This is a genomic window from Streptomyces sp. NBC_00691, assembly GCF_036226665.1.
Taxonomy (GTDB): Bacteria; Actinomycetota; Actinomycetes; order Streptomycetales; family Streptomycetaceae; genus Streptomyces.
Window position 1 is genome coordinate 3,691,684 of the sequence record NZ_CP109007.1, and the last position, 13,125, is coordinate 3,704,808.

The window sequence follows — 13,125 nt, forward strand, 5'->3', positions numbered from 1 at the left end:
CGCCCCCGGCCCTCACATGCGGGACACGTTCCGCTCGTACACCAGACGCAGTCCGATCAGGGTCAGCCAGGGCTCGTGCTCGTCGATCTCCTTGGAGTCGGCGAGGACCATCGGCGCCAGGCCGCCGGTCGCGATCACGGTCACGTCCGACGGATCGCCGGCGGGGCCGACGAGCTCCCGCTTCATGCGGGCGACGACGCCGTCCACCTGACCCGCGTAGCCGTAGACGATGCCGGACTGCATCGCCTCGACCGTGTTCTTGCCGATGACGCTGCGCGGCCTGGCCAGCTCGATCTTGCGGAGCATGGCGCCCTTGACCCCGAGCGCCTCGACCGAGATCTCGATGCCCGGCGCGATCGCCCCGCCCGCGTACTCCCCGCGCGTGGTGATCGCGTCGTACGTCGTCGCCGTACCGAAGTCGACGACGATCGCCGGGCCGCCGTAGAGCTCGACGGCGGCGACCGCGTTGATCACACGGTCCGCGCCGACCTCCTTGGGGTTGTCCGTGAGGACCGGGACGCCCGTCTTGACGCCGGGCTCCACCAGGACCGCCGGGACGTCCCCGTAGTACCGCCGCGTGACCTCGCGCAGCTCGTGCAGCACCGAGGGGACCGTCGCGCAGATGGCGATCCCCTCGATGCCGTCGCTCAGCTCGACGCCGAGCAGAGGGTGCATGCCCATGAGGCCCTGGAGCAGGACCGCCATCTCGTCGGCGGTGCGGCTCGGATCGGTGGAGATCCGCCAGTGCTCGACGATCTCGTCACCGTCGAAGAGGCCGAGGACCGTGTGCGTGTTGCCGACGTCGATGGTGAGCAGCATCAGGCCCGCACCTCGCGCAGGTCGAGGCCGATGTCGAGGATCGGGGAGGAGTGGGTGAGGCCGCCGACGGCCAGGTAGTCCACGCCGGTCGCCGCGTACGCGGCCGCGTTCTCCAGGGTCAGCCGGCCCGAGGACTCCAGGACGGCGCGGCCCGCGACGAGGGCGACGGCCTCCCCGGTCTCCGCCGGGGTGAAGTTGTCGAGCAGGATCAGGTCGGCGCCCGCGTCCAGGACCTCGCCGACCTGGTCCATCGTGTCGACCTCGACCTCGATGGGCAGCTCGGGGAAGAGCTCGCGCACGGCCTTGAAGGCCTCGGCCACGCCGCCGGCCGCCACCACGTGGTTGTCCTTCACCAGGGCCGCGTCGGAGAGCGACATGCGGTGGTTGACGCCGCCGCCGCAGCGGACCGCGTACTTCTCCAGGGCGCGCAGCCCCGGCGTCGTCTTGCGGGTGTCGCGGACCTTGGCCTTCGTGCCCTCCAGGGCGTCCGCCCACGCGCGCGTGGCGGTGGCGATGCCGGAGAGGCGGCACAGGATGTTGAGCGCGCTGCGCTCGCCGGTGAGCAGGTCGCGGGTGCGGGCGGTGACGCTGAGGAGCACCTGCCCCGCCTCGACGCGCTCGCCGTCCTCGACGTGCCGCTCGACCTCGAACTCGTCGTCGCAGACGATCGAGAGCACGGCCTCGGCCACCCGCAGACCGGCCACGACGCCGGCCTCGCGGGCGGTGAAGTCGGCGGTGGCGACGGCGTCCTCGGGGACGGTCGCCACGGTCGTCACGTCGACGCCGCCGTCGAGGTCCTCGGCGATCGCGAGGTGGGCGATGTCCTCGACCTGGACGGGGTCCAGACCCGCGTCCGCGAGGAGCTCGGCGAGCGCCGGGTCGAGCCCGCACTCGAACTCCTCGCCGCCGCCACCGCAGCCACAGCCGTCGCCGCAGCCACCGGGCTCCTCGTCGGAGGAGACCGAGTTGATCTGGATGAGAGGGACGTCCACCGGCTTCGGACGGGCTTCCTCGGGCGTGGTCACTTACGGCTCCCTGGGGGCTTCGGAGGTGGGCGGAAAGTCATGCGTGGCGGTCGTCCGGACGTCGAGGGTCCGCTCCGGGGTGAGGCGTACGACGAGATGCCGGCGCCAGTCCGTGTCGTCGCGGTCCGCGTGGTCCTCGCGCCAGTGGCAGCCGCGGGTCTCCTCACGGCGGCGGGCGGCGGCGACCAGGACCCGGGAGACGCAGAGCAGGTTGGTGGTCTCCCAGGAGTCCACGCCCGGCTCGGCCGCCTTGGTGTCGTCGGTGCCGCCCGCGACGGCGTCGCTGTGCAGCGCGTCGAGGGCCTCGGCGGCCTCCCGCAGGCTGGCCTCCGAGCGCAGCACCCCGGCGCCCGCGGTCATGATCCGCTGGATACGGGTCCGGGCTCCGGCCACGGGCAGCGGCAGGGTCACCGGGGTCGCGGGCGGCACCGGGGCGCCCGCCACGCGCGGGGCGGCGGCGATGATGTCGTCGACGATCCGCTCGGCGAAGACCAGGCCCTCCAGGAGCGAGTTCGAGGCGAGCCGGTTGGCGCCGTGGACGCCCGTGCAGGCCACCTCGCCGCACGCGTACAGGCCCGGGACGGTCGTCCGGCCCCGCAGGTCCGTGCGGACGCCGCCGGAGGCGTAGTGGGCGGCCGGGGCGACCGGGATCGGCTCCGTGACCGGGTCGATGCCGTGCGAGCGGCAGGCCGCGAGGATCGTGGGGAAGCGCTCCTCCCACATCTCGGCGCCGAAGTGGCGGGCGTCGAGGTACATGTTCTCGGTGCCGTGCTCCTGCATGCGGCGCGTGATCGCCTTGGCGACGATGTCCCGGGGCGCCAGCTCGGCCAGCTCGTGCTGCCCCACCATGAAGCGGACCCCGTCGGCGTCGACCAGGTGGGCGCCCTCGCCGCGTACCGCCTCGGAGACCAGCGGCTGCTGGCCCTCGGAGCCGACGCCGAGGAAGAGCACCGTGGGGTGGAACTGGACGAACTCCAGGTCGGAGACCTCGGCCCCGGCGCGCAGCGCGAGCGCGACGCCGTCACCGGTGGAGACCGCCGGGTTGGTGGTGGCGGAGAAGACCTGGCCCATGCCGCCGGTGGCGAGGACCACCGCGGGCGCGTGGACGGCGCCGACGCCGTCGTGCTGGCCCTCGCCCATCACGTGCAGGGTCACGCCCGCCGTACGGCCCTCGGCGTCCGTCAGGAGGTCCAGGACGAGGGCGTGCTCGATGGTGCGCACGCCCCGGTCCCGTATCGCCTCGACCAGCGCCCGGGAGATCTCGGCGCCGGTCGCGTCCCCGCCCGCGTGGGCGATGCGGCGGCGGTGGTGGCCGCCCTCCCGGGTCAGCGCGATCTCGCCGTCGGCGGTCTTGTCGAAGTCGGCGCCGGTCGCGATCAGCCGGCGGACGGCGTCGGGGCCCTCGGTGACGAGGACGTGGACGGCCCGCTCGTCACAGAGCCCGGCGCCGGCGACCAGGGTGTCGTCGCGGTGCTGTTCGGGGGTGTCGCCCTCGCCGAGGGCGGCGGCGATGCCGCCTTGGGCCCAGCGCGTGGAGCCGTCGTCGAGCCGGGCCTTGGTGACGACGACCGTACGGAGCCCGGCGGCGGTGCAGCGCAGGGCGGCGGTGAGGCCGGCCACGCCGGAGCCGACCACGACGACGTCGGCGTCGATGTCCCAGCCGGGCGCGGGGGCGTGCAGCCGTATTCCGGTCACGGGGTGGCTCCGAACATGGTGGACATGGTGGCTCCGAGAAGGAGGGGGACGTTGTCGATCAGCCGGGTGGCGCCCACGCGCGCGGCGACGGCGAGGATCGCCTCCCCGTCGTGGTCGTCGGCGACCTCGGTGAAGTCGGCGGGGTCGACGAGAGCCAGGTAGTCGAGGACGAGCGGCGGCTCGGCCCTCGACGCGTCGTCGAGCACCGTACGCGCCGCGGCCCGAACGGCCTCGGCACCGCGGCCCTCGGCCGCCTGCGCGACCGCGTGGGCGTCGGCGGCGGCGCGTGCCTCGCCGAGCCGGGAGAGGGCCTCGGCGCGGCTCTGGGCACCGGGCAGGGCCGCGGCCCGCGCGCGCAGTGCCTCCTGGGCGGCGAGCCGGTCCCGGGCGGCGAACAGCGCGCCGGACAGCGCGAGGGCGGTACGGCGCTCGTCGACGGACAGGTAGCGGTTGCGGCTGGAGAGGGCGAGGCCGTCCGCCTCGCGGACCGTCGGCACTCCGACGATCTCGACCGGGAAGTTCAGATCGCGGGCCATCCGGCGGATCAGGGCCAGCTGCTGGGCGTCCTTCTGTCCGAAGAAGGCCAGGTCAGGGGCGGTGAGATGGAGCAGCTTGGCGACGACGGTCAGCATCCCGTCGAAGTGACCGGGCCGGGAGGCGCCTTCGAGGAGCTCGCCCATGGGGCCCGCGGTGATCCGGACCTGGGGCTCTCCGCCCGGGTAGACCTCGTCGACGGAGGGCGCGAAGACGACGCTCGCGCCCGCGTCGAAGGCCACCTCCAGGTCGGCGTCGAGAGTGCGGGGGTAGCGGTCGAGATCCTCGCCGGCGCCGAACTGCAGCGGGTTGACGAAGACGGTGACGACGACGAAGCCCTTGTCGCCGACGCGCTCGCGCGCGGCCCTGACCAGCGAGGCATGGCCTTCGTGGAGGGCGCCCATGGTCATGACCACGGCGTTCTTGCCGGGGGCCCCGAAGTGGGCCGCGGCGTCGTGGAGGTCCTCGGCCGTGCGCAGGAGTTCGGCCGGCCGGTGGACGGGCCGGCCGCGCGCGGCGCGGTCACGGGCGAAGGGGCTCATCGGTCGTCTCCTTGCGGCCCGTCGGCCGCTCCGGCGGCTCCGGTGGTGCCGGTCGTGCCCGCCGAGGGGTCGGCGAGCACGCCCAGCAGGTCCTCGGCCAGCTCGGGCTTGAGCAGGCCGTGCGCGAGCGCGCGGTCGGCGGTCGTGCGGGCCATCGCCAGATAGCCGGCGACCGTGCCGGGCGCGTGCTTGCGCAACTCGGCGACATGCGCGGCGACCGTGCCGGCGTCACCGCGGGCGACGGGGCCGGTGAGGGCCGCGTCGCCGGACCGCAGCGCGTTGTCCAGGGCGGCGCCGAGGAGCGGGCCCAGCATCCGGTCCGGAGCGGCGACCCCGGCCTTGTGGAGCAGCTCCATCGACTGGGCCACCAGGGTGACCAGGTGGTTCGCGCCGAGCGCAAGGGCCGCGTGGTAGAGCGGGCGGGCGTCCTCGGCGATCCACTCGGGCTCGCCGCCCATCTCGATCACCAGGGCCTCGGCCGCCAGCCGCAGCTCCTCCGGCGCGGTGACCCCGAAGGAGCAGCCGGCCAGGCGCTGGACGTCGACGGGGGTGCCGGTGAAGGTCATCGCGGGGTGCAGGGCGAGCGGCAGGGCGCCCGCGCGCCGGACGGGGTCAAGGACCCGGGCCCCGTAGCGCCCGGAGGTGTGCACGATCAGCTGCCCCGGCCGGACGGCTCCGGTGTCGGCGAGGCCCTCGACCAGACCGGGCAGCGCGTCGTCCGGCACGGTCAGCAGGACCAGGTCGGCGAGGGCGAGGACGCGCGCGGGCTCCACGACGGGGACGTCGGGCAGGAACTCCGCGGCACGGCGCCGGGAGGCGTCGGAGACCGCGGAGACGGCGACGGGGCGGTGCCCGGCGAGCCTGAGGGCGGCGGCGAGGGCGGGGCCCACGCGGCCGGCGCCGACGACTCCGACGGCGAGCCGGGCGGGTCGGTCCTCGGCTCGGGGCTCTGGCGCTGCTGATGCGTTCACGGTGGGGACGGCCTTCCGTTCCAGTCCTCGGCGGGTACCGGACGATTTCTGGTCATGCTACGCCAGCGTTTCGCGGTGCTCCGTGGCTGTCCACAGGGTGTGGGCGGTGGTGTGATGATCGGTGCATGAATCCTGTGGACCCTGTGGACGAGGAAGCGGCCCGGCTCTACCGGGCGAAGGTCTGGGCCGGCGCCGACCGCACGCTGTGGCGCCCGCAGGTGGAGGGCACGGTGGGCACCCGCCTGCGTGAACTCGCCGACTGGGCCGAATCCTCCGGTCACGGAGAGGGACCGCCGGACATCTACGGGGACGGGCCCGTCGAGGACCTGGAACGGCGCACCGCCGAGGAGCTCGGCTTCCCCGCCGCCGTCTTCTTCCCCACCGGCACCATGGCCCAGCAGGTGGCGCTGCGCTGCTGGGCCGGACGGACCGGCAGTCCCGTCGTCGCCCTCCACCCGCTCGCCCACCCGGAGGTGCACGAGGGCGGCGCGCTGGCGGCCGTCTCCGGGCTCCGCACCGTCCACCCGACCGACGCGCCCCGGCTGCCGACGGCCGAGGAGGTACGGGAGCATCCCGAGCACTTCGGGACGCTGATGCTGGAGCTGCCGCTGCGGGACGCCGGCTTCGTGCTGCCGTCCTGGGACGAACTGACCGCGGTGGTGGAGGCGGCCCGCGAGCGCGACGCCGTGGTCCATTTCGACGGGGCGCGGCTCTGGGAGTGCCCGACGCATTTCGGCCGTCCGCTCGCGGAGGTCGCGGGGCTCGCCGACAGCGTCTACGTCTCGTTCTACAAGTCGCTCGGCGGGCATTCGGGCGCCGTGCTGGCGGGACCCGAGGACGTCATGGCCGAGGCGAGGGTGTGGCGGCACCGGTACGGGGGCCAGGTCTTCCAGCAGTACCCGGCGGCGCTCTCCGCGCTCCGCGGCCTGGCCGAGGAGCTGCCCCGGCTGCCCTCGTACGTGGCGCACGCGCGCGTGGTGGCCGACGCGGTCCGGGAGGCGCTCACGGAGGCGGACACCGGGTGGTTCCGGGTCCACCCCGGGACCCCGCACACCCATCAGTTCCAGGTCTGGCTGCCGTACGACGCCGAGAGGCTGACGGCGGCGTCCCTCGCCCTGGCGGAGGCCACGGGCACGGTCCTCTTCCGCCGCTGGTTCAGCCCGGGCGCGGGCGGCCCTCCGGGGGTCGCCGTGACGGAACTGACGGTGGCGGGCCCCGGCCTGGAGTGGACGGCGGAGGACGTGCGGACGGCGGTACGGGAGTTCCTGGCGCGACTGGGATAGCAGGCCCCCTCGCGCGGCCGTCCCTGGTGCGGCCGTTCCTGGCGCGGTAGAACCCGGCACCGGAACGATCTGCCTCCCCCGGGCCGGTCCGCCTCCCGGACCGCCCGTCCGGCGGGCCCGGCGGGCCCGCGGGGCCTCAGTCGAAGCGGATGTGGGAGAGGCCGACCCGGAGCCGCCGCAGCCGGTGCCGCAGCGGCCCGTCCGTGTTCGGCTCGGGCCGCAGCCCGGCCAGCTCCGCGACCCGGTCGGCCACCTCCGGGACCGTCAGCCGGTCCGTACGGAGGTGGTGGGCGAACTCCGGAGCCGCCAGTCGCTCCAGGCACTCGTCCAGCTTCGCCACGGCGAAGCTCTCGCGCTTCAGCCCCCGCCCGAGGCCCCGCTCGGCCAGTCGCCCCAGGACCGTCTCCCGCTCGGCGAGCAGCGCGACGTGACAGACCCGGTCCGCGCCGTGGTCCGCGCGCAGCCGGCCGACGATCTCGTCGAAGTACGCCGGGTCCGTGAGCGTCATCGGCACGATCACGGGCCCCTGCCCGTACCGCCGGAGCGCCAGGTCCAGCACCTCGTGCACACCCTGCCGCCAGGCCCTCAGGTCCTGGAAGTCACCTCTGAGCGCGGGCGGCAGCGTCCGGTGCAGCCCGAAGCCGATGTGCTCCGGGTCGCACACCACGCCGCCCGGCAGCCGCCGCCGCAGTTCGTACGCGGTCTGCGTCTTGCCCCCACCGAAGGGGCCGTTGATCCACAACAGCATCGCGGGCCCTCCCCGCTCAGCCCGCCGCGCCGCCGCCCGCCCGGACCAGGCCCGTCTCGTACGCGAGGACGACGACCTGGACGCGGTCGCGCAGGCCCAGCTTGGTCAGGATGCGGCCCACGTGGGTCTTCACCGTCGCCTCGGAGAGGACGAGCCGGGCCGCGATCTCGCCGTTCGACAAGCCCTGCGCCACCAGCATCATCACCTCGCGCTCCCGGTCGGTGAGCCGGCCCAGCTGCTTGTGCTCGGGCTCCGTGCCCGACGACGGCAGCATGGACGAGAAACGGTCGAGGAGCCGCCGGGTGGTCGAGGGCGCCACCACCGCGTCACCGCTGTGCACCGAACGGATCGCGCCGAGCAGCTCCGCCGGCGGCACGTCCTTCAGCATGAAACCGCTCGCCCCCGCCTTGAGCCCCGAGAACGCGTACTCGTCGAGGTCGAAGGTGGTCAGGATCAGCACCTTCGGCGCATCCGGCCGCGAGCAGATCCGCCGGGTCGTCTCCACACCGTCGAGCTTGGGCATGCGCACATCCATCAGCACGACGTCGACCGACGTCGCACGCAGCACCTCCAGCGCCTCGACCCCGTCGCCCGCCTCCGCCACGACCTCCATGTCCGGCTGGGCGGCCAGCACCATACGGAAGCCGGCACGCAGCAGCAGCTGGTCGTCGACAAGCATCACGCGGATGGACATCAGATTCCTTCGGGGTCGTCAGTGAGCGGGCTTGAGGGGGAGCAGGGCACTGATCCGGAAACCGCCGCCGGGACGCGGGCCCGCGTCCAGCGTGCCGCCGACCATGCCGACCCGCTCCCGCATGCCGATCATTCCGTGACCCCGGCCGTCGGCGCCGCCGTCCTCGTACATCTCCTGCGGCGCTCCCCGGCCGTCGTCCTCGACGAGGAGTCCGAGGCCGTCGTCGAAGTACACCAGCCGGACGCTGGCCCCGACGTCGGGACCGCCGTGCTTGCGCGTGTTGGTGAGGGCCTCCTGCACGATCCGGTACGCGGTGAGCTCGACGCCGCTGGGCAGCGGGCGCGGGCTCCCCTCGATCGCGAAGTCCACGGTCAGCCCGGCACCCCGCACCTGCTCGACCAGATCCTCGATCTGCTGCACGTCGGGCTGCGGCACATACTCCCCGGCCTCCTGGTGCTCACCGGTCCGCAGGATGCCGAGCAGCCTGCGCATCTCGGCGAGCGCCTGCCGGCCGGTGGTGGAGATGGTGTCCAGGGCCTGTTTGGCGGTCTCCGGGGAGGAGTCCATGACGTACGCGGCGCCGTCGGCCTGCACCACCATCACCGACACGTTGTGCGCGACGACGTCGTGCAGCTCACGGGCGATCCGGGCCCGCTCGGCGGCGACCGCGACCTTGGCCTGCGCCTCGCGCTCCTTCTCCAGGCGGGTGGCCCGCTCCTCCAGCTGCGCGAAGTAGGCGCGGCGGGTGCGGAGCGAGTCGCCGAGGACCCAGGCGAGCGCGAACGGCACGGTCATGATGATCGTGAAGAAGACCTGGGCCGCGCCCGACTGCGCACCGTCCACCGGCCATCTCAGCTGCGAGAGCGTCGCGGCGGAGAGTCCGCCGACCAGCGCGAGCCGGGACGCCCAGCGGGGTCCGTCGTGCGCGGCGACCGTGTAGATGATCACGAGCATGGCGAAGTCGGCCGGGAAGGGCTCCAGGCCGAAGGCGAGCTGCGCCAGCCCGAGGCCGACCGCGAGGAGGAGCATCCTCTCCGGGGCACGCCGCCGCAGGGCCACGACCAGCGGGAAGAGCATCGCCACGACGGCGTACCCGACGGGGTGGCCCTCCACCGAGGCGCTGCCCGACGACACCACCCACAGCATGCCGATCCCCAGGAGGACGACCGCCCAGAAGGTGTCGACGCCTGTCGGGTGTCTGCGGATGAAGTCGTAAACGCGCTGCACGTCACCCAGAGTAGGGAAGGGAGATGGTCCAGGGATCAACCGTGGGGTCGATCCTTGGCTCGGGACCCGTACTCCCCGAGGTGGAGACTGGGGCCCGTGACGGATGAGACGTGTCAGTGGCAGGGGTGGCTGCGGGCCACGGAACGGGCGCTGTACGGCCCGGGTGGTTTCTATCTGCGGCCCGAGGGACCCGCGGCGCACTTCCGCACCTCGGTGCACGCCTCCCCGCTCTTCGCTGCGGCGGTGGCCCGGCTGCTCGCCGAGGTCGCGGAGGAGCTGGGGACCTCCGAGGTCGACCTCGTCGACGTGGGCGCGGGACGGGGGGAACTCCTCACGGGTGTGCTCGCCGCGCTCGGGAACGGCGACGGCGGCGTCCCGGGCGGCCTGAGGGTCCGGTCGTACGCCGTCGAGCGCGCGGACCGGCCCGCCGGGCTCGACCCCCGGATCGAGTGGACCGGTCGGCTGCCCCGGGGCGTGCGGGGACTGGTCTTCGCGAACGAGTGGCTCGACAACGTGCCGGTGGACGTCGCCGAGGCGGATGCGGAGGGCACGGCCCGGTACGTGGAGGTCCGCGCGGACGGCACCGAACGGCTCGGCGGTCCCGTCTCCGGCGCGGACGCGGAGTGGCTGGCCCGCTGGTGGCCGCTGCGGGAGCCGGGGGCGCGGGCCGAGATCGGCCGGCCGCGCGACGAGGCCTGGGCGTCGGCGGTGGCCTCGCTGTCGGCGGGCCGCGCGGTGGCCGTGGACTACGCGCACGTACGGGACGCCCGCCCGCCCTTCGGCTCGCTGACCGGCTTCCGGGCGGGCCGCGAGGTCCCGCCGGTCCCGGACGGCAGCTGCGATCTGACGGCCCACGTGGCGCTGGACGCGTGCGCGGCGGCGGGTGGGGGTGCGGCCGGCGCGGGCGCGGGTGGGGTGCCGGGGGCCGAGCTGGTCACGCAGCGGGATGCCCTCTGGCGGCTCGGGGTGTCCGGCGGGCGGCCGCCGCTCTCCCTCGCCTCGACCGACCCCCTCGCGTACGTCCGCGCCCTCTCCTCCGCCGGGGAGGCCGCCGAGCTCACCGCGCGCGGTGGTCTCGGCGACTTCCTCTGGCTGAGCCAGCGGGTCCCGGGCGGGGCTACGAGGCCTTGGGGGCAGGGGGGATACTGACCGCATGACGGAGACGACGGTCGGCATCGGCGGCGCGGCGGAGAGCACCGACATGGTGCTGAACATCGGGCCGCAGCATCCCTCGACCCACGGTGTGCTCCGGCTCCGGCTCGTGCTCGACGGCGAGGTCGTGCGGCAGGCCGAGCCGGTGATCGGCTACATGCACCGCGGTGCCGAGAAGCTCTTCGAGGCGCGGGACTACCGGCAGATCATCATGCTGGCCAACCGTCACGACTGGCTCTCCGCCTTCTCGAACGAGCTCGGCGTGGTCATGGCCGTCGAGCGGATGCTGGGTATGGAGGTCCCGGAGCGCGCGGTGTGGACGCGCACGCTCCTCGCCGAGCTGAACCGGGTCCTCAACCATTTGATGTTCCTGGGCTCGTACCCCCTCGAACTGGGCGGCATCACCCCCGTCTTCCACGCCTTCCGGGAGCGGGAGGAGCTCCAGGCCGTGATGGAGGAGGTCTCGGGCGGCCGGATGCACTACATGTTCAACCGGGTCGGGGGCCTCAAGGAGGACCTGCCCGCAGGCTGGCTGGGCCGGGCCCGCCAGGCGGTCGCCGACGTCCGCTCGCGGATGGACGTGTACGACCGGCTCGTCCTCGGCAACGAGATCTTCCGGGGCCGTACGCGGGGAGTCGGTGTGCTGTCCCCGGCGGCGGTCCACGCGTACGGGGTGTCGGGGCCGATCGCCCGCGCCTCGGGCGTCGACTTCGACCTGCGCCGCGACGAGCCGTACCTGGCCTACGGGGAGCTCCAGGACACGCTGCGGGTCGCGGTGCGCGAGGAAGGCGACTGCCTGGCCCGGTTCGAGTGCCTGCTGGAGCAGACGCACAACTCCCTGGACCTCGCGGACGCGTGCCTGGACCGGATGGCGGGGCTTCCGCCGGGGCCGATCAACCAGCGGCTGCCGAAGGTGCTGAAGGCTCCGGAGGGCCACACGTACGCGTGGACCGAGAATCCGCTCGGTGTGAACGGCTACTACCTGGTCTCCAAGGGCGAGAAGACGCCGTACCGGCTGAAGCTGCGGTCGGCGTCGTTCAACAACATCCAGGCGCTGGTGGAACTGCTGCCGGGCACGCTGGTGGCGGACATGGTGGCGATCCTGGGCTCGCTGTTCTTCGTCGTGGGCGACATCGACAAGTAACACCCCCGGCCCCGCCGGACCTCACGCGGCGGGCCCCCGTCCCTGCCGGGGCCCCGCGCCGGACGACCGGCCCCGAAGCGGGGTGCCGGTACCGCACCCCCGCGGGCAGAGCGCTGCCCGCGGGCGCGCCCCCGTCGCGTCAGGAGTTCACCGCTCCGCGGAGTTCCGCCACGTCCAGTTGTTCCGTCTCGTCGTGGGCCGTCAGATCGATGACCTGGCCCACCGCCTGCTTCTGTGCCTGTACCTGCCCCGGCGCCAGCGGGCTCCCCGGCGCCCCCGTGGGGCTGATCGGGGTGAGGAGCGGGGCGCCGAGCGCCGTCCGGGCCTCTTCGAGGACCTCCTCGCCGACGACATCGGCGAGGTCCGTGTGCTGCACCGCCTCGATCGCGGCCGCCGCCTTCTGCGTACCGAAGAAGTCGAAGTTGCCCTCGGGGCGCTGGACGGGCCTGCGGGCCGCGTACGGGACGATCGCGGACGCCGTCGGCACCGCCGGGACCTTCGTGGCCGCAGGCGGGAGGGCGAGGGCGGGGGCGGCGGCGGCCGGTCGGCTGTGCTCGGTTCCGGCGGCCGCCGCGTGCTTCCCCTGCGGTTCCTCCGTCTCACGGGCCCGCTCGGCGAGGTCGCGCGCGCGGGCGGCCTCGATGGTGCGGCGGGCCTGCTGGGCCGCCGCGTTGCGCGGGAGGTCGCGCAGCGCCTGGGCGGCGCGGCGGTAGGCCTCGGGAGTGGGAGTGGAGCCCCCGGCGGGCAGCGCCTTGACGTCGCCCGCCGCGCCGTTCGCCGACTCGAGCGCCAGGACGCGGGCGCCTTCCAGCGCACTGGCCCGCTCGGTCTCGGCCGTGGCGTACCGGCGGAGCAGATCGGCGTGCTCGCCGCGGAGCCCGGCCAGCTCCACCCGCTTGGCGCGGAGCTTCGCGTCGAGCCGGGAGCGGAGCGCGCGCGCCTCTTCGAGGTCGGACTCCAGCTCGGCGACCCGCTCCTCGGCCTTCCACTGGTCGGCGGTGCGGGCCCGGTGGAGCTCTGCGACCCGCAGTCCGGCGCTCCGGTCCCAACTGCGCATGAGGACGGCACCGGTGACGGCGGCGGCCGCCGCGGCGGCCGCGAGCAGCCGTACGACGATCAGGTCACCGGGCAGCCAGGCGGCCGCGGCACACACGACCGCGGCGCCGGCGACCGCGGAGGGCGGCAGCAGCTTGTGCAGAGGCGGGGAATGGCGGTGGCGTCCACGTGGCATGGCCTGAAATTTACCGTGCGTAGGCGTCGTGTGGGGCGTCGGCCCGGCAATCTCTTGGCC

General features: G+C 74.3%; 12 protein-coding genes. 3 read left to right on the plus strand and 9 right to left on the minus strand.

Going from position 1 to position 13,125, the window contains the following annotated elements:
* Positions 1-12: 12 nt before the first annotated feature.
* From OG392_RS16515 to OG392_RS16535, 5 genes are read right to left on the minus strand one after another with little or no spacing between them, the layout of a single operon-like run.
* Positions 13-819: a type III pantothenate kinase gene (locus OG392_RS16515; protein WP_055599529.1), complete on the minus strand. Its 807-nt coding sequence runs from the start codon at positions 817-819 to the stop codon at positions 13-15.
* Entirely contained in the window at positions 819-1,844 is a 1,026-nt protein-coding gene (gene nadC / locus OG392_RS16520; RefSeq protein ID WP_329280054.1) for a carboxylating nicotinate-nucleotide diphosphorylase, read from the minus strand. Before nadC ends, OG392_RS16515 begins: the two co-directional genes overlap by 1 nt.
* The gene (locus OG392_RS16525) at positions 1,845-3,539 is read right to left on the minus strand and encodes an L-aspartate oxidase (protein WP_329280056.1); all 1,695 of its coding nucleotides are present in this window, start codon (positions 3,537-3,539) and stop codon (positions 1,845-1,847) included.
* Positions 3,536-4,615: a pantoate--beta-alanine ligase gene (gene panC, locus OG392_RS16530; protein ID WP_329280058.1), complete on the minus strand. Its 1,080-nt coding sequence runs from the start codon at positions 4,613-4,615 to the stop codon at positions 3,536-3,538. Before panC ends, OG392_RS16525 begins: the two co-directional genes overlap by 4 nt.
* On the minus strand, positions 4,612-5,586 hold the full coding sequence (locus OG392_RS16535; protein WP_329280060.1) for a Rossmann-like and DUF2520 domain-containing protein: 975 nt from the start codon (positions 5,584-5,586) through the stop codon (positions 4,612-4,614). Before OG392_RS16535 ends, panC begins: the two co-directional genes overlap by 4 nt.
* Positions 5,587-5,711: 125 nt before the next feature.
* Here OG392_RS16535 and OG392_RS16540 point away from each other — a divergent pair, with 125 nt between their 5' ends.
* Positions 5,712-6,869, plus strand: coding sequence for a threonine aldolase family protein (locus OG392_RS16540; protein WP_329280062.1), 1,158 nt, complete (start codon positions 5,712-5,714; stop codon positions 6,867-6,869).
* Between the two features lie 136 nt (positions 6,870-7,005).
* Here OG392_RS16540 and OG392_RS16545 read toward each other — a convergent pair whose 3' ends face one another.
* The 3 genes from OG392_RS16545 to OG392_RS16555 are packed head-to-tail and all read right to left on the minus strand — an operon-like array spanning position 7,006 to position 9,538.
* Entirely contained in the window at positions 7,006-7,617 is a 612-nt protein-coding gene (locus OG392_RS16545; RefSeq protein WP_329280065.1) for an AAA family ATPase, read from the minus strand.
* 16 nt (positions 7,618-7,633) lie between these two features.
* Complete coding sequence (locus OG392_RS16550; protein WP_329280068.1) at positions 7,634-8,311, minus strand: response regulator transcription factor; 678 nt, start codon at positions 8,309-8,311, stop codon at positions 7,634-7,636.
* A gap of 18 nt (positions 8,312-8,329) precedes the next feature.
* A complete protein-coding gene (locus tag OG392_RS16555; RefSeq protein ID WP_329280070.1) occupies positions 8,330-9,538 on the minus strand; it encodes a sensor histidine kinase in 1,209 nt (402 codons plus the stop codon).
* A gap of 96 nt (positions 9,539-9,634) precedes the next feature.
* On the opposite strand from OG392_RS16555, the gene OG392_RS16560 reads away from it, so the two are divergent.
* Together OG392_RS16560 and OG392_RS16565 are read left to right on the plus strand one after the other, a co-directional pair.
* Entirely contained in the window at positions 9,635-10,687 is a 1,053-nt protein-coding gene (locus tag OG392_RS16560; RefSeq protein WP_329280072.1) for an SAM-dependent methyltransferase, read from the plus strand.
* Between the two features lie 4 nt (positions 10,688-10,691).
* A complete protein-coding gene (locus OG392_RS16565; protein WP_329280074.1) occupies positions 10,692-11,834 on the plus strand; it encodes an NADH-quinone oxidoreductase subunit D in 1,143 nt (380 codons plus the stop codon).
* 139 nt (positions 11,835-11,973) lie between these two features.
* On the opposite strand, the gene OG392_RS16570 is transcribed toward OG392_RS16565, so the two are convergent.
* Positions 11,974-13,065 carry a hypothetical protein gene (locus OG392_RS16570; RefSeq protein WP_329280076.1) on the minus strand — a complete coding sequence of 364 codons (1,092 nt, stop codon included), beginning with the start codon at positions 13,063-13,065 and terminating at the stop codon, positions 11,974-11,976.
* Positions 13,066-13,125 lie beyond the last annotated feature (60 nt).